This is a genomic window from Filifactor alocis ATCC 35896 (assembly GCF_000163895.2).
GTDB lineage: Bacteria > Bacillota > Clostridia > Peptostreptococcales > Filifactoraceae > Filifactor > Filifactor alocis.
The window spans coordinates 1,607,421-1,624,356 of record NC_016630.1; the positions used below are offsets into that span (position 1 = coordinate 1,607,421).

Consider the following 16,936-nt stretch of genomic DNA (forward strand, 5'->3'; position numbering starts at 1 on the left):
TGCTCAATTTCTCTAACATTCGTTCCAAATCCAAATGAACGAACCGCAAACGGAACCATTCTATTCCGTCCTTATTCTCAGTTAGGCGACACCATCATTATATCACAATATCATAAAATCTCAAGATTGGATAAATTTTTATATTCGCATTTCTAATAAGACGCACATTTCATACTATATTCTTTTAATACATCAGTGAAAGTGTGCTTCCTCTTTCTTTTTCATATGTGACAATAATTTTATTCGGAATCGTGGATTTCAGTTCTTCTACATGAGAAATAATACCAATCATCCGATTTCTTCCCGCAAGCTCTAAGAGACAATCTACCGCACTCTGTAATCTGTCCTGATCCAATGTTCCGAATCCCTCATCAATAAACAAGGTATCAATTTCAATCTGACCAGCCGTATTCATAATGGCATCCGACAATCCGAGCGCCAACGCAAGCGATGCCAAAAAGCTTTCTCCGCCCGACAGCATTGCCGTACTGCGTTTTTTTCCTACATTGGTATCCAAAATTTCTAATTCCAATCCTCTGTTTTTTCCTCCGCCCTTGAAGTTATCCTCTTTGCGATATAGGGTATACTGACCGTCTGTCATCTTATATAATCTCTGATTCGCATACATCAGCACTTCTTCAAAGAAATACATCAAAACATAGGTTTCAAGAGTAGCTTTCATCGGATTTTCTCCGCTGCACAGTTGATATAACTTGGCAAGATTCATTCTTTTTAGTGCATATTCCTCTTCATGTGATAACACTTCACGAATCTTGTTCTCAAGCATGTGAACGGATTTATACTGCTGTTGCAGCTTCTCTTTCGTATTCTGTAATTCCTTACGCACTTCTTCCAGAGAATATATCTCTTTTTCCAACGGTTGAATATCGATTGCGGTTTTGCTTTCCAAAGTCTGTTCCAAGGTCTTGACTTCCACACTTAATACACGGTACTCTTCCAAAAACTCTTCCACCTGTTTCTTTTCCTGTTCCAAGACGGATTCTTCCATGCAGTTGTTGCGATAGGTTTCCATATCGGAAAATTCCTGTGTTATCTTTCTTTCCCAGTCCTGTTTTTCTGCACGATATCGGCTTGTCTCCTCTTTTTGATACTGTTTCCATTCCGATACTTTCGTACTGATTTTGGAATAAGCGTCTACACTTTTTTGTAATTCCGTTCGAACTTTCTCTATGGTTTCATGTATCTGCTTCTTTTCTTTCATCAAAGTTTGTCTTTGCGACTTCAACTGTTGTTCATCAATGCCTTTCAGCTTTTCTTCCAACTCCGTTTTCAACCGTGTACTGTGTTCTGATGCTACAGATAATTTTTCTGCCTGAATCATGATGTTCTGCATCTTTTCTTGCCATCGTTCCACCTGTTCTCGCTCATTCTTTTCAAGCTCTCTTTTTCTCTTGTACTCTTTACACTCTGCTTGCAACCGCACTTGTGTCTGCTCTAAGTTCTTTTTCCTGTCTGCACAAGACTTTCCGCATTCTTCATAAAAAACAAGTTCCTCTGAAGTACCGCTGAATTCTCGAACCTGAAAAGCAGATGTCTCTTGTAACTGTAAAATCTGCTCCCTTGAAGAAAGAATCGCATCCTCCAGATGTTTTTTCTCCGTTTGTTGTCTGACCGCCGTCTCCTGTATCTCTTTGAGCTGTTCTTCCAAAGAGATTATCTCCTCTTTCGTAACAGAAGTCACTTCATGAATCGGATGAGGATGATGAATCGAACCGCAAAGCGGACATGCTGTTCCCTCTTCCAAATCTCTTGCATACACTGTCAAAAGAGATTGCTCAAACTCTTTTTTCGCATCTTGCACTTTTTGATATAACAAAACTGAATTCTGTTGGTTGGTACCAAGACTTTTTTGTAACAAGGAGAGGTCCTGCTCAAATTTTTCCATCTTTTTCAACTCTCGATAAATCAAGCGATATTTATCCAATTCCCACTCTGTTTTGCTTAACTCTTTTTCTGTCTGCAACAACTCTTCTTGCGATTTTTCAAACTTTTCTCCGATTTTTTCAAGCGAACGCAATACTTCTTCACACTCTTTCAGAGAAGTCTGTATCTTGATTTTTTCTTGCTCCAACTTCCTTTTCTGTACTTCAAACTCTTTTTCCTGATGTAAAACCTCCTGCAATCTGCCATACTGCTCTTCTTTTTGATTCCATTCCTCTAATTCTTTGACCTTTTTTTCTTCCTCTTCACTCAAATAAGGAATTTTCTCCGCCTCTTTTTTCGCAGCAACACTTTTTTCTTCCCACTCTTTTTCTTGTTGAATCAACTGTTCCAATTCTTCATTTCTCTTTTGAATCCTATCTGAAACGGATTCCAATCGAACTTCTTCCTTGTAGAAAGAGAGTGCCTTTTCCGCCTGAATACAAGCCTCTTTTCTCTTTTTCATCTCCTGTTCGAGGGGAATGAGTTTTCCCAATTCCTCCTGTTTCTGTTGAAATTGAGATAGCTGCGCATTGTGTCGATTCGCCATTGAAATTTGATTTTTACAGTTTTGATACTGTTGTTCAAATTTTTTCAAGGACTCTTCTATCTCTTCGGTTTCCTTCCTGTTTTTTTCTTGTTCCTGCACCATGTTTTCTAATGCTTTGAGATAAAATGCCGGTTCCAAGCTATTGTCATTCAAAAATTCCTGAATACATGCACTCTCTTCCAAATCCAAAATAGAAACCAAGGCATTTACTTCATCTTTCATCTTTTCAAACTTCTTTTGAATCATAGAATATTTCTGTTTCACTTGTTCCAAAAATCTTTGATATGGCACAGTATCAAAAATTTTTCGCAAAATTTCTTCTTTTTCCTTTGACGATGCACTCAAAAATTTGCGAAACTCTCCCTGAGGCAACATCACAATTTTGGTAAACTGATCCCATGTCAAACCGGTCAGTTCCACAATTTTTTCATCAACCTCTCTCTTGGAAGTCATCACCTCGTTGCCGAGATACAATTCCACCTCTTCCGAAACGGTGTCGATTTTTCCGCGCGGTCTCTTCATCACCTGCCTCGGCTCTCGACGAATCCGAATCCTTTCTCCGTTCTCTTGGAATTCAAACTCTACAAAAGTTTTATCATCCTCCGGCGAAAGATACTGTGAACGCAGTTCTTCTCCTTCCCCACGATTTTGGCTGCTGATTTTGCCATAGAGTGCAAAACAAATTGCATCAAAAATCGTCGTCTTACCTGAACCGGTCGCACCGGAAACAATAAACAGAGAGCCTTGCTCAAACTTCGTAAAATCAATTGTTTGTGTATCTCGATAAGTGATAAATCCGGAAAGTGTCAGTTTAATTGGTTTCATCTTCTTCTCCCCCTAATTCCTTTAGAATCTCCGATACCTCTTCTTTCAGAGCGACGCTCATCTCTTCTTCATAATTCTCTTGATAAAACAGCTCCGCCATTTCCGAAACAGTATGCTTTCTATCTGCTGTCTTCGATAGAATCTGAGAAATTTCTTTCTCCCGAAACACATAACGAAGTTCCATTGCATTCGGATAGTATTGTTTCAATCTGCCCATTGCATCCGGCACCATGTCTTCATCTTCCAAAATAAATCTCACAAAATCCTCTCGATGCAAGTCTTCCAATGCCTGTTCCATAATATCTTCAAACCGTCCCTCAATGGTACGAACATTTTTTTCCAACTCGACAGGAACTTCTTCCATAACGACACTCCCGTCCCCTTTGAGGTCAACCAACAAAATAACCTTTTGATGCTTTTCTTCCGAAAAAGAATACTTCAACAATGTTCCCGGATAATGCACCTTATCCGTTCCGACTTTCTGTCTGCGATGCAAGTGTCCAAGCGCCGTATAATCAAACTTGTCAAAACACTTGGCATCCACAAATTCTTTTCCCCCGATAGAAAGCGGTTTTTGAGAATCAATCTTTTCTTCCTCATGCTCCTCCGATTCGGAAACGGCATAGCAATGCGCCAACACGACACTCCTGATTCCCTTGCGTAACACAATATGTTCTACCGTTTTTTTCATCGCATCGTCAAAACTTCGAATCTCGTCATCTTCCAACAAAGCTCTGACCTGTGCAACATCTGCAAACGGAATCAGATAAAAATCCACCTCCCCGTCATCATCTTCTATGGTCACTCTCTTCGTTTCCTTCTTAAAAATTCCCTCAACATAGTAATGAACCTGCTCCATCAATGCATTTCCCGCCTCAAGTCGCTCTGCGGAATCATGGTTTCCCGAAATTGCCAATACGGGAATATTTCTGTCAATCAGAACCTTCCGCAAAAACTGGTTGTACAACAACATCGCCTCTTTCGGCGGAATACTTCTATCATAAATATCTCCCGAGATAACAACTACCTCCGCTTTTTTCTCATCAATGACGGACAACACCTGTTTCAATACCTTCTCTTGTTCTCCAAGTAAGGAATATCCGTTCAATAACTTTCCGATATGTAAATCTGCTAAATGAAGTATTTTCATCTTATCGCTCCTCTGTATTTGCCGAAATATTTGCCGAAACCGTAGATGTCCAAAAAAGCTTTCTCTATCGTTCCAATCCCGATATCTCTTCCATCTTTGAAGAAAATGGAATCGAGCATCAGGCGAAGAAAATCAAACCGTGCATCAAGTTCAGTTCACTCTTAGCACCTCTTCTTTAGAGTTCTTTCCTCACATTTTTTTCATCATACCATTTTTTAGTTCATTTTTCCATTCTTACATCCGTTTCTCATCAGATTCACATCTCCAAAACCCGTTCCTCTATTTCATATATAATATTTTTTCAATCAGGTTTTCGTAGCAATCATGGTTTTGTATGATAAAATAATCTTTTTTTGACAAAATGATGATTATAGAACGAAAGGATATCTTCCTTACCACCTGTTAAGAAAAATATCCTTCTCTGTTGTTCTTTATTTCTATGTTACTTCTATTTGTTCTATGAATCACTGATTGCGGTTATCACAAAAATCCGCTTTTTAAATACTGTTGTTTTGTATTCCTTTCATCATATCGCTATCCTTTGAACAATCGTGTTTCGTATTCCTTATTGTTCGTCCGCTACAATGACTTCGTATCCGCTCTTCTTGAAATTCGCAACTTCTTTTCCGATTCGATTCGATTTTATTTTGTAGATGGAAGCAATATTTCCCTGTTCGATTTTTTCGTTTGCAATCGTAAGCGCTTTTTCATAGAACGAATCCTCCGCAAACAAAATCGCATAGGTTTCTCTCTCTTCCGGAACGACAAAATTTTGATCTTTCAAAATACCGATAATTCTCTCAAATCCAATCGAAAAACCTACCGCCGGAATACTCTCTTTGCTGAACTTATTCAAAAGTCCGTCATATCTTCCTCCGCCGGCAACAGCTCCTCCAAACTTTGGAGTTTCGATTTCAAAAATCGGTCCCGTATAGTATCCCATTCCTCTTACCAATGTGGCATCAAATTGAATCGGATAATACTTGGATATGATGGATGTCAGAAGTTTCAAATCTTCTGCATATGGAGTTGTCAACTGTTCCAACGGTGTTGTTAAGTTTTCTAAAAAGCGTTTTATCGTTTCTTCCGCATAGCCTTTTTCTAACAGTTCTTTTACAACGCCTTCTTCACCAATCTTGTCTTTCTTGTCTGCCGTGATACAAACCGTCTCAAAATCTTCTTCTGCAAACCCTGCATCTATCACTAAGTCTTTGAGAATTCGTCGATCATTGAGTTTGATCACAAAGTCTTTGAATCCGATGTTGTACAATGCTTTCGGAACGGTCAACATCAAGTCAATCTCTGCATAAATACCGGAATCTCCGAGTGTATCAATATCACATTGCACAAACTGGCGATATCTTCCTTTTTGGTTTCTTTCCGCACGAAATACATTCCCTATTTGAAATGCCTTGAACGGTTTGGTCAATTCGTTCATATTATTCGCATAAAAACGACTCAACGGCAAGGTCAAATCAAATCGAAGCCCCAAATCGCTCAAATCATTCTCGGTCTGTGCTTTTGACCAATCTAATTTTTCTCCTCTTTTCAAGACTTTGAATATCATACGAAGGTTCTCTCCACCTTCACTGTTCGTCAAGTTGTCCAAGTTCTCAAGCATCGGCGTTTCAATCTGTGTATATCCTCTTGAAGTATATGCCTCTATGATTTTTTTTGTTACCCAATTTCTCAATTTCATATCTTGGGGCAAAAGATCCTGTGTTCCTTTTGCAGGCTTTGATGATAATTTTTGCACGCTACAATCCTCCTGTATCCATCCTGTTTTCAAAAAAACTCTTTCTCAAAGTTTTTGTCTTTTTTACATATCTCTTTCTCGATAGTATTCTTTCATTCTATAACAATTCGAAGAAACTGTCTATCTTCCTAAATTTCCACCATATTCATAAATCCTTCTCCAAGCACTTCCTTGACTTCGGCAATCGTGATAAAAGCATCCGGATCAATCGCATAGACAACTTCTCGTAACTTCTGTACCTGTTTCGGTGCTACTACAACATAGAGCAACATTCTGTCTTCTTTGGTATACATCCCTTTTCCCGGAATTGCAGTATTTCCACGATCGATTTCTTTCATAATCGCAAGAGAAATCTCTTCCCACTTTGGAGAGATAATAAATGCCGCTCTCCCAAACTTCATCCCGTCAATCATTCCTCCAATCACTTTGGAAGTGATGTATACGGAAACGATTGCGTAAAGACTGTTGTATACACCGAAAATCGTCATTCCGAACCCTATAATCAATCCGTCGATGATTAACATCAGGCGATTGATGGGAAAACGAGGATTTTTGTATCGGATAATCATCGCGAGCATATCGGAACCGCCCGTTGTCCCTCCGCTGCGTAGAACAAGTCCGATACCGACTCCTAAAAACACTCCTCCGAATACTCCCGCAATAAACAAATCTTCTCCGATTGGAAACGGATTTACAAACAAACGCAAAAACCAAAGGTGCAGTGATAACAATCCGACAGAAATCATTGAATTTCGTCCGTAAGAGAATCCCCGCTGATACACACTGATGATAAATAACGGAATATTACACGCAAGTGTTGTCGCCCAAAGAGGAATTCCGAATCCGAAAATTTTTTTTGTTGTTGCTTCTATCGCAATCGCCAAACCCGACACTCCGCCGGTCACCAATCCCACGGGAGATAAAAACCATACAATTCCCATTCCCAGTATCATCGTACCGACATAAATTCCAATCAAGCTGTTCAAAAAGCTCATACCTTTTTTCTTTTTTTTGTTCATTTTTGTTGTTTGTTCCTGTTCCAAATCAAAAAACCTCCTGTTTCTCATCTTCTGTTACCCATTTTACCACAATCATTCCCCGCAATACCACGATTTACACAATTATTTCTTCCTAAGACAGAAAATATTTTTTTCGCACTGTCTTTTTTGAAAGTTTGTCCCGTTTTTGATTCTGTATCTTGTCATTTCATAGTGAATTCTGTAAAAAACACAATTCTTTTGTAGACAATTACAAAATATGGTCGTAAAATGAAGAAATGATTGAAACTAATTCGTGATCAACAAGCCATAAACTTGTACTGTATCGCCATATCTTGTACTGTATCGCCATATAAAATATATCATCATATTAAAAGAAGGAGCTTAAAGCAATGAAACATTTTTTTAAAGTATTTTTTATCACCTTGATTTCTCTGGGAATCATCGGTGGTGTGGGAACAAAACTATACTTGGGATATGACCAAAAAAATCCGGGTGCGGATGTTCCTTCTCTGTCCGAAAAACAGGGAGCAACGGACCGTGTCAATGTTTTACTGCTTGGAGTAGATGCTCCGGAAAGCGATAGAAAGGGAGATATTCCTCGTTCCGATACGATGATGCTGTTGAGCTTGGATCCAAAAACCGATACTGCTTTTATCCTATCCATTCCAAGAGATACCAGAGTGGTATTGCCCGGAAGATCTAATGCGACCAAAATCAATCACGCTCACCGATTCGGCGGTCCCGACCTTTCCATTCAAGCTGTAAAAGAACTTCTTGATATTCCGATTCACCACTATGTTGTAGTGGACTATAAGGCTCTGTTTGAAATTGTTAATGATGTCGGAGGTATTGATATCAACATTGAACATAAAGGCGGAATGCACTACGATGACAACGCCATCAAACCGGCACTTCATATCCATTTCGACCAAGGTATGAATCATCTGGACGGACAAAAGGCAATGGAATTTTTGAGATATCGTAAAGGATATGCATCAGGAGATTTAGGTCGAATCGAAGCACAACAAAAATTTATTTCCGCTCTGTTGGATAAATTGTTATCTCCTTCTTCCATTGCAAAACTTCCAAAAATTACGGAACATGCTTTCCAATACATTGATACGGATATGAGCAAAGCTGAAATCTTGCAGCTTGCTGTCAGTGCAATGAAGTTGGATTCCAAAAATATTATCAAAGATGTACTTCCGGGAAACGGAATGTATATTTCAGGCATTTCTTACTTTATTGTAGATCAACCGATTTATAAGGATCAAATTGCCTATATGATGGCAGGAAATTACGGTGATTGGGTCAACAATAAATTCCACGAAAGAAGTACTCTTGATATTGCAGATATTCGAAAATCGGAAAATCAGAAAAAAGGAAAAAAATCCAAGCCTGTAGAGGTAAAGGAAATTCCTCAAAATGCCAATATCTATGATGAAGAAAATCAATTGGAACAGGCGGAAAAAGAAGAAGATATCTACTCGAAACCGGATAAAGACAACGACCAACCGAATGATTCGACAACATCACCGAAACCAATAGACCCGATTCAGATTGAACCGACTCCATCAGAACCGGAAAAACCAAATCCTGCCGGAGCGGAAAAACCAAAACCGACACCTGAGCCAACACCGGAACAAACAGCTCCATCCGACTCTTCCGATACAGGTTCTGACTTGTTTTCTTAAAAATCAATATTGCATACAATCTCATTCTTAAAGAACGACTCTGACAAAATGGATGATAAATCAACGGACGCACTCTTTTCCGAAAGTATGTGTCCGTTATTTTTTGTCCTATAACCCCCTATTTTTTGTAAAATAATTTCTACAATCTTCCGACAAAACAGGATGCATTGTAAAAAATTATTACAAATAGAAGTCTTTTTTTAAACTGAATAGAAACATATTCTCAGATATATTATAATGAGAAGGTATCTTGTAGAAAAATATACTTTCTCAACAAAAATAAAAATCTGTTATTTTTAAAATATTTTTGATATAATGAAAGGCAAGCTTTTACTGAAACGAAAACAGATATTTGTCCAAACGGATTTATATCTATCTTCCATTAGAAATTAATAATTTATTTATATAAGAAACGAGGTAATTACAAATGGGTATATTGGATTCCTTTTTCTCTAACCGAGAAATCAAACGCCTGGAAAAAAAGGTAGCAATTGTCAATTCTTTTGAACCGAAAATCAAGGCGTTGTCAGATGCCGAATTAGTTGCAAAAACAAGTGAATTTAAAAAAAGATTGCAAAACGGAGAAACGGTGGATGATATTTTGCCGGAAGCATTCTCTGTATGTCGTGAAGCTTCTTCCAGAGTGTTGGGCATGAGACACTACGATGTTCAAATGATGGGTGGAATTGTATTGAATGAAGGTCGTATCGCAGAAATGAAAACAGGAGAAGGAAAAACATTGGTAGCAACTGCTCCTGTCTATCTGAATGCACTGACAGGAAAGGGAGTCCACGTTATCACTGTCAATGACTACCTTGCAAAACGGGATATGGAATGGATGTCCAAACTATACAACTTCCTTGACTTATCCACGGGGGTTATTGTTCATGGGTTGAACAATACACAAAGACGTGCTGCATACAATGCGGATATCACTTATGGTACAAACAATGAATTCGGGTTTGATTACCTGAGAGATAACATGGTAATCTACAAACACGAAATGGTACAACGACCTCTGAATTATGCTATTGTCGATGAAGTCGACTCCATTTTGGTCGATGAGGCAAGAACTCCGTTGATTATTTCAGGTCAAGGAGACAAATCGACCTCTCTTTACACACAAGCGGATACCTTTATCAAAACGCTTCATGAAGAAGAAGATTACATTGTAAATGAAAAAGAAAACGCCTCTACCCTAACAGAAATCGGTTTGCAAAAAGCAGAACGATTCTTCGGTGTAGAAAGTATGACAGATATTGCCAACATGGAAATTTATCATAATATCGGTCAGGCTCTTCGTGCCAATACCTTGATGCGTTTAGATGTAGACTATGTAGTAAGAGACGGCGAAATCGTTATCGTAGACGAATTCACGGGACGTTTGATGTTCGGTCGTCGTTATTCTGCCGGATTACATCAAGCTATCGAAGCAAAAGAGGGCTTGAAGATTCAAAGAGAATCCAAAACACTTGCTACTATCACATTCCAAAACTATTTCAGAATGTACCAAAAATTATCCGGAATGACAGGTACGGCAAAAACGGAAGAAGAAGAATTCCGTTCTATCTACAATATGGATGTTGTACAAATTCCGACCAACCGTCCTATCGTTCGTCAAGATTTGAATGATGTTGTTTATAAAACGGAAGAGGCGAAATTCAATGCCGTTGTAGAAGAAGTAGCCAGAAAACATGAAACGGGACAACCTCTTTTAGTCGGTACCATTTCTATTGAAAACTCCGAAAAACTTTCTGAAAAACTAAAGAGAAGAGGCATCAAACACGAAGTGTTGAATGCCAAAAATCACGAAAAAGAGGCTGAAATCGTTGCACAAGCAGGTCGTTTTAATTCCGTAACCATCGCAACCAACATGGCAGGCCGCGGTACTGACATTATCTTGGGCGGTAACCCTGACTTTATGGCAAATAAAGAAATGCGTAAACTGGGGTACGAAGACCATGTTATCTCATTCGCAACAGGTTTTGCTCCATCAGAAGATGAAGAACTGTTAGCTGCAAGAGAAACTTATCAAAGAATTTTGAAAGAGAAAAAAGAAGAGCTCAGAGAGGAACAGGAAAAAGTAGCTGAGGTCGGCGGACTCGGAATCATCGGTACAGAACGCCACGAATCCAGACGAATCGACAATCAGTTGCGTGGTCGTTCCGGTCGTCAAGGCGATCCCGGAGATACCAAGTTTTTCATTTCTCTGGAAGACGACTTGATGCGTAAGTTCGGCGGCGAAAAAATGAGCGAATTGATGGATCGATTCGGTATTATGGATGATGATGAACCGATTGAGGCAAAAGTGCTTACCAAAAGAATTGAAGGGGCACAAAAGAAAGTCGAAGGAATCAACTTCGGAATTCGTAAAAGTGTCCTTGAATATGATGATGTTATGAATGTACAAAGAGAAATCATCTACAAAGAACGTCGCCGTGTACTGGAAGGCGAAAATATCACGGATGAAATTCAAAATATGATTCGTGCTACGGTAGATTCTATTATTATGCAATATATGCCTGCCAATGAATATGAAGAAGAATGGGATTTGCACGGTCTGTTTGCAAAACTTTCCGTTGTGTGCGGAATTCATCTGAATCCGGACGCATACTCTAAGGAAAATCTGGACAAAGATGCCTTTATCGATCAAATTACAACACTTGCACTTAAAAGATACCATGAACAGGAAAGTCAAATTCCGGAAGAGCAATTCCGTGAATTGGAGCGTGTCATCCTATTACAGGCAGTAGATAGCAGATGGATGGACCATATCGATGCCATGGATCAGCTTCGACAAGGAATCGGTCTTCGTGCACTCGGACAGGAAAACCCTGTCAGAGCATATCAAATGGAAGGTTTTGATATGTTCGATGCAATGAATTCCCTGATTCAAGAGGATACTGTTCGCTATGTTCTGAATGTAACCTTGACTAAAAAAGAAGAACAAGAAGAACAGGTACAACCGGCAGAAGAACCTACTGTGATAAAAGTGAGACCGCAAGATGTCATTCCTCAAAGAAAACAAGTCGTTGATGTTACATCTGCGAAAGAACAAACAGCCGATTCTTCCCAACAAACCGTCAAACAAACTCAAAAGGTAGGGCGTAATGACGAATGTCCTTGCGGAAGCGGAAAAAAATATAAAAAATGCTGTGGAAAGGATGTGTAAGATTTGTTAAACGAACAAATTTATCGTGAAAAACTTTCCAAAATAAGCAACTCTCTGGACGAAGTGAGGGTTTCTCTTTGACATCGATTCCTTGAAACAAGAGAAACAACAAAATGATTTGAAAATGGAAGATGCTGATTTTTGGAACAACTTAGAACTATCGCAACATATTGTGAAACGAAACAAAGAATTGGAACGAACCCTTGATATCTATTCCTCTGCGTTTTCCGAATTGGAAGAAGTGGAAATTCTGTTTGAGTTGACGAAAGAGGATTCCGAGTTGGAGAAAGAACTGGAACAGTGCATCAACGAGTTGTCGGAAAAAATGGAGCAACTTAAAATCCAAACCTTGTTGGATGGAGAATATGACGGCAACAACGCTATTTTATCCATTCATGCGGGTTCCGGTGGATTAGATGCACAAGATTGGGCTCAGATGTTGCTCCGTATGTATTTGCGTTTTTGTCATGACATGGGGTATCGTGTCATTGAGTTGGACAGCTTGTCCGATTCGGAGGCGGGAATCAAAAGTGTGACCCTTCAAATAGAAGGCCCCAATGCCTACGGTTTCTTAAAGAGTGAAAAGGGAGTGCATCGAATTGTTCGTATCTCTCCGTTTGACTCTTCAGGAAAACGACATACTTCCTTCACTTCTGTCGATGTCATTCCGGAAATGGATGATACTGTAGAAGTTGACATTGATACCAATGATTTGAAAATTGACACATATCGTGCATCGGGAGCAGGTGGACAGCATGTCAACAAGACCGACTCTGCCGTTCGTATTACTCATATTCCGACCGGAATTGTCATAACATGCCAAAATGAACGCTCACAGCACAGCAATCGTGAAACTGCAATGAAAATGTTGTTCTCAAAGCTGATGGATATCAAAATCAGAGAACATAAAGAAAAAATTGAAGACATTTCGGGAGAGTATTCTCAAATTGCATGGGGCAGCCAAATTCGTTCCTATGTCTTTCAACCATACACCTTGGTAAAAGATCATCGCACCAATCACGAAATCGGTTCTGTACAATCTGTTATGGATGGGAACATTATGCCGTTTATCAATGCATATCTGAAACAACAAAAACAAGACTCCTAAAGAAGCGTTCTGTTAGAGATTGTAAAAAATACTAACCGAACTCTTTCCGTAATCAATAAGAAAAGGCCTATCGTGTGAACAGCTTACACAATAGGCTTTTATTTTGTCTCAGTATCTCTATTATCAGTCAAAGCAATCTATATCTCCTATATCCCTCTCCATAACAGTCCCTATCTCCTCAGTACTGTTCTCCATAACAGTTCCTATTCTGTATCACTCTTGTATCTGTCTGTTTTCTTGATGTTCCATGAGATATCGATTCATCCGGAGTATGACAACGTTATCATACGAAAATTTGATAAAATGATGAAACCCATTCAATCTCTACAAGTGATTCTTATGATTTGTTTCATTCATCCATTTATGGACACTTTCACAGAGTCTGTTCATCATTTTTCTAACTATCTGAACTCTATTATTTTCTTCCAAAGAATGGAATGATTCTATGGAATTTGAGTATTAATAAAAAGTTTTAGTATAAATGAAGCACTTTCTGTACAACATGACAATATGTCCTTCCATTTTTCCTTTCGTTAAGAATAAGCGAACTATCAATCAACAGAAACTTTTATTTTTCTTCATTACTCCAAACACAAGATGTTAAGAGATAAATTAAGATATGACAAAAAAGCATTCATCTATTTTACAAAAAAAACTTTTTTTGGTATGATGTTATTGTATGATATTGCAAGAACCTAATAGACGATATGTCATATCATACGATGATAAAAAGTTATGGTACAAGTATCAGAGATTGGATTGGCTAATATGCTTTTCATAAATATTAGTATCAGAAAAAATAAGGAGATATCATGAATTACAAGGAACTTTTGAAATCTGAACTGCTTCCTGCATTCGGTTGCACCGAACCCATTGCACTTGCATTTGTTGCATCCAAAGTTCGTGAAGTGTTGGGAGAAATTCCGGAACATATCGAAATTTCTTGCAGTGGAAATATGATAAAAAACGCAAAAAGTGTTATTGTTCCGGGTGCAGGCGGTAAAAAAGGAATTGAAATCAGTTGCGCACTCGGTGTTTTAGCCGGAAATCCCAAAAAAGAATTGGAAGTTTTGACCGACACCACACCGAAAGATATTGAACGCGCTACCGAAATGATTCAAAACGGTTACTGTACCATCAAATTGGTACCCGATGTGGAAAATTTATATATTGCTATCAAGGGAACAAAAGATGATTCCTATGCTACCGTTATTGTAGAAGGAAAGCATACAAATATCATTCATATTGAAAAGAATCATAACATTATATTACATAAGGAGAAATCTTTTCAGGAACTTACCTATTCCAATTTCTCGTTTGATGAAATTTATGATTTTGCACAAGAATGCGACTATGAAGATATCAAGCCTATCTTGGACTTACAAATTTCATATAATAAAGCAATTGCCGAAGAAGGTATCAAACATAGCTATGGAGCAAATATCGGAAAACTCATCTTGGAAGTTTCCGATAACATTGAAGAAAAAGCAAGAGCCTATGCTGCGGCAGGGTCTGATGCACGGATGAGTGGATGTGAAATGCCTGTTATCATCAATTCGGGAAGCGGAAATCAGGGAATCACCATCTCTGTTCCCATCATCATCTATGCGGAACATTTCAAGATAGAAGCGGATAAACTATATCGTGCGTTGATATTTGCCAATTTGATTGGATTGTACCAAAAAAAGGGAATCGGTCGCCTTTCAGCCTACTGCGGAGTTGTATGTGCCGCATCGGCAGGCGTTGCAGGTGTTGCGTTCCTTAACAACGAACCTACAAACATCATCAAAGAAACTCTTGTCAATTCTCTTGCCGGAAATTCCGGTATCTTATGCGACGGAGCAAAACCTTCCTGCGCAATGAAAATAGCATCCTCTATTAACAATGCATTTTTGGGATATCGACAAGCGCGCACAGATAACAGTTTTGTATCGGGAGACGGAATTGTCAAAGAAACCGTCGATGAAACCATCAAAACAGTCGGTCATATTGCAAAATACGGAATGAGAGAAACTGATGTCACCATTCTAAATGAAATGATTCACTAAACGGATATGAATTCATGTAGTGGTAGTATCCTATATCTTCCTATCTTGATAACGATGTCTACACACTCTCCGGTTCCATCTACAACAAATATGTTTCTCTGACATACAAAAAACCCGCATTTTTAACGCGGGTTTTTTTGATGTGGTACCATGATATGAGTTACTCTTCATCCAATTCGTCATCCATTTGGTTCGCCTGAGCAATGAGCTCCTTAATCTCATCATCGGTCACATATTCAATCTTTTTGTATGCAATCCCATGACCTTTGAGTTTCTCAATCAATATGTCGGTTGCAAGATCTATCTCTTCTCTTGTACTGGTCAATACAAACTTTTTATGGTAAGTACTCGCATCAAACAAAAATCTTCTCCCAAACATAGCATCTTTTTTCTTTATTTTCATAATACCTACGAAACTGCCGTATCTTCCCAATACATTTGAGAATGTAACTGTTTCAATATCATTGATTCTGTATCTTACAGGTATTCCTGCCAAGACCACCATTTCATTGCCCTCAATTTCAAAAATATCGTACCTCTTTGAGCCTTGACCAAGCACTTTAACAAAAATAACCGTGGCAACGATTAGTAAAATAATTGATGGCACTATCATAAAACCAACTGTTTTAAACATACTTTTTTCCTCCATATAAGTTCCGTTTCCGTTCAGAAAGAATTTTTTCTAATAGAAAAAAGTACTCTTCCCGCTCAAAAATATCATTTCGTCGGTTTATTGTCACGATGGTAACTAAACCCTTCCCCAAGCACCTCATTCACAAAACTGATGGAAATAAATGCCAACGGATCAATCTCTTTGACAAACTGCTTTATCTTAAGGTATTCCTTTCTGGTAACGATTGTGTTGATAATCGTCTTCTCATCATTAGAAAACCCGCCTCGTGCATAATAAATTGTTGTTCCCCGAATCAATTCGTGAAGGATGTAATCGTTGATTTCCTGATTCTTGACACTATTGATTGTCATATTGATTCGAACATTGAAACCGGCAAGCAATTTGTCAATAATCATAGAATTAAGTAAGATACCAAGCAATGCATACAATCCTAATTTAGGTCCGAATATCACGCCTGCCAACACAGTGATTGAAAAATCGGATAGGAACAAAGCTTTTCCCATATCAATATGAGTAAATTTATTGATAATTTTTGCGACAATATCGGTTCCTCCTGTAGAAGCATTCTGACTGAAAATAAAGGCATAGCCCAGACCATTGATTAAGATTCCATATAATAAATTGATTAACAAATCATCCGTCAACGGCTCTACATGCGGAAAATAATATTCCAACAATGTGATCAGACCTGAAATTAAAAAACTGGAATACATCGTATATCCGCCAAATTCTTTGCCGATAAAGATAAATGCCAAAATAAACAAAACGATATTGATTAAAATCATGAATCCCCCGGTCGGAAAATTCGGTATCAAAGAATTGATAATCAAAGCAAGCCCCGTTACTCCACCTGTTACCAAATGAGAAGGCACAAGGAAAAAATAAAATCCAATGGACATAAGCACTGAGCCGAGTGTCACTGACAAAAATTTTTTAAAATTTCGTTCCATATCCATCCCTCCAAGCTGTACGATTACAAAAAATACTTTCAATACTATTCTATCACACTATCCTCGTGATAAGTGTAACAAAATAATAACATATTCCTGTATCTCAT

10 protein-coding genes are annotated in these 16,936 nt (G+C 38.4%); 4 read left to right on the forward strand and 6 right to left on the reverse strand.

Annotated features, from left to right (window positions below):
- Positions 1 to 184: 184 nt before the first annotated feature.
- The 4 genes from HMPREF0389_RS07215 to HMPREF0389_RS07230 all read right to left on the reverse strand — a co-directional run bounded on the left by HMPREF0389_RS07215 (position 185) and on the right by HMPREF0389_RS07230 (position 7,265).
- Entirely contained in the window at positions 185 to 3,316 is a 3,132-nt protein-coding gene (locus HMPREF0389_RS07215) for an SbcC/MukB-like Walker B domain-containing protein (RefSeq protein WP_014262973.1), read from the reverse strand.
- On the reverse strand, positions 3,303 to 4,466 hold the full coding sequence (locus HMPREF0389_RS07220; RefSeq protein WP_014262974.1) for an exonuclease SbcCD subunit D: 1,164 nt from the start codon (positions 4,464 to 4,466) through the stop codon (positions 3,303 to 3,305). Before HMPREF0389_RS07220 ends, HMPREF0389_RS07215 begins: the two co-directional genes overlap by 14 nt.
- Before the next feature lie 565 nt (positions 4,467 to 5,031).
- Positions 5,032 to 6,222, reverse strand: coding sequence for a histidine--tRNA ligase (gene hisS, locus HMPREF0389_RS07225; RefSeq protein WP_014262975.1), 1,191 nt, complete (start codon positions 6,220 to 6,222; stop codon positions 5,032 to 5,034).
- A gap of 128 nt (positions 6,223 to 6,350) precedes the next feature.
- Positions 6,351 to 7,265 carry a YitT family protein gene (locus tag HMPREF0389_RS07230; protein ID WP_242821710.1) on the reverse strand — a complete coding sequence of 305 codons (915 nt, stop codon included), beginning with the start codon at positions 7,263 to 7,265 and terminating at the stop codon, positions 6,351 to 6,353.
- 347 nt (positions 7,266 to 7,612) lie between these two features.
- Here HMPREF0389_RS07230 and HMPREF0389_RS08795 point away from each other — a divergent pair, with 347 nt between their 5' ends.
- From HMPREF0389_RS08795 to HMPREF0389_RS07250, 4 genes are all read left to right on the forward strand, one after another.
- A complete protein-coding gene (locus tag HMPREF0389_RS08795; RefSeq protein ID WP_014262977.1) occupies positions 7,613 to 8,917 on the forward strand; it encodes an LCP family protein in 1,305 nt (434 codons plus the stop codon).
- Positions 8,918 to 9,344: 427 nt separating this feature from the next.
- Positions 9,345 to 12,089, forward strand: coding sequence for a preprotein translocase subunit SecA (gene secA, locus HMPREF0389_RS07240; protein WP_014262978.1), 2,745 nt, complete (start codon positions 9,345 to 9,347; stop codon positions 12,087 to 12,089).
- Positions 12,090 to 12,092: 3 nt separating this feature from the next.
- Positions 12,093 to 13,197, forward strand: a protein-coding gene (prfB, locus tag HMPREF0389_RS07245; RefSeq protein WP_156775261.1) for a peptide chain release factor 2 whose coding sequence is annotated in 2 segments (ribosomal slippage) — positions 12,093 to 12,167 and positions 12,169 to 13,197 — 1,104 coding nt in all. Because the reading frame shifts where the segments join, the coding sequence is not laid out codon by codon here.
- 812 nt (positions 13,198 to 14,009) lie between these two features.
- The gene (locus HMPREF0389_RS07250; protein WP_014262980.1) at positions 14,010 to 15,245 is read left to right on the forward strand and encodes an L-cysteine desulfidase family protein; all 1,236 of its coding nucleotides are present in this window, start codon (positions 14,010 to 14,012) and stop codon (positions 15,243 to 15,245) included.
- A 160-nt stretch (positions 15,246 to 15,405) separates the two neighbouring features.
- On the opposite strand, the gene HMPREF0389_RS07255 is transcribed toward HMPREF0389_RS07250, so the two are convergent.
- The gene (locus HMPREF0389_RS07255) at positions 15,406 to 15,879 is read right to left on the reverse strand and encodes a hypothetical protein (RefSeq protein WP_014262981.1); all 474 of its coding nucleotides are present in this window, start codon (positions 15,877 to 15,879) and stop codon (positions 15,406 to 15,408) included.
- Between the two features lie 83 nt (positions 15,880 to 15,962).
- The gene (locus HMPREF0389_RS07260) at positions 15,963 to 16,829 is read right to left on the reverse strand and encodes a YitT family protein (protein WP_014262982.1); all 867 of its coding nucleotides are present in this window, start codon (positions 16,827 to 16,829) and stop codon (positions 15,963 to 15,965) included.
- Positions 16,830 to 16,936: the final 107 nt, after the last annotated feature.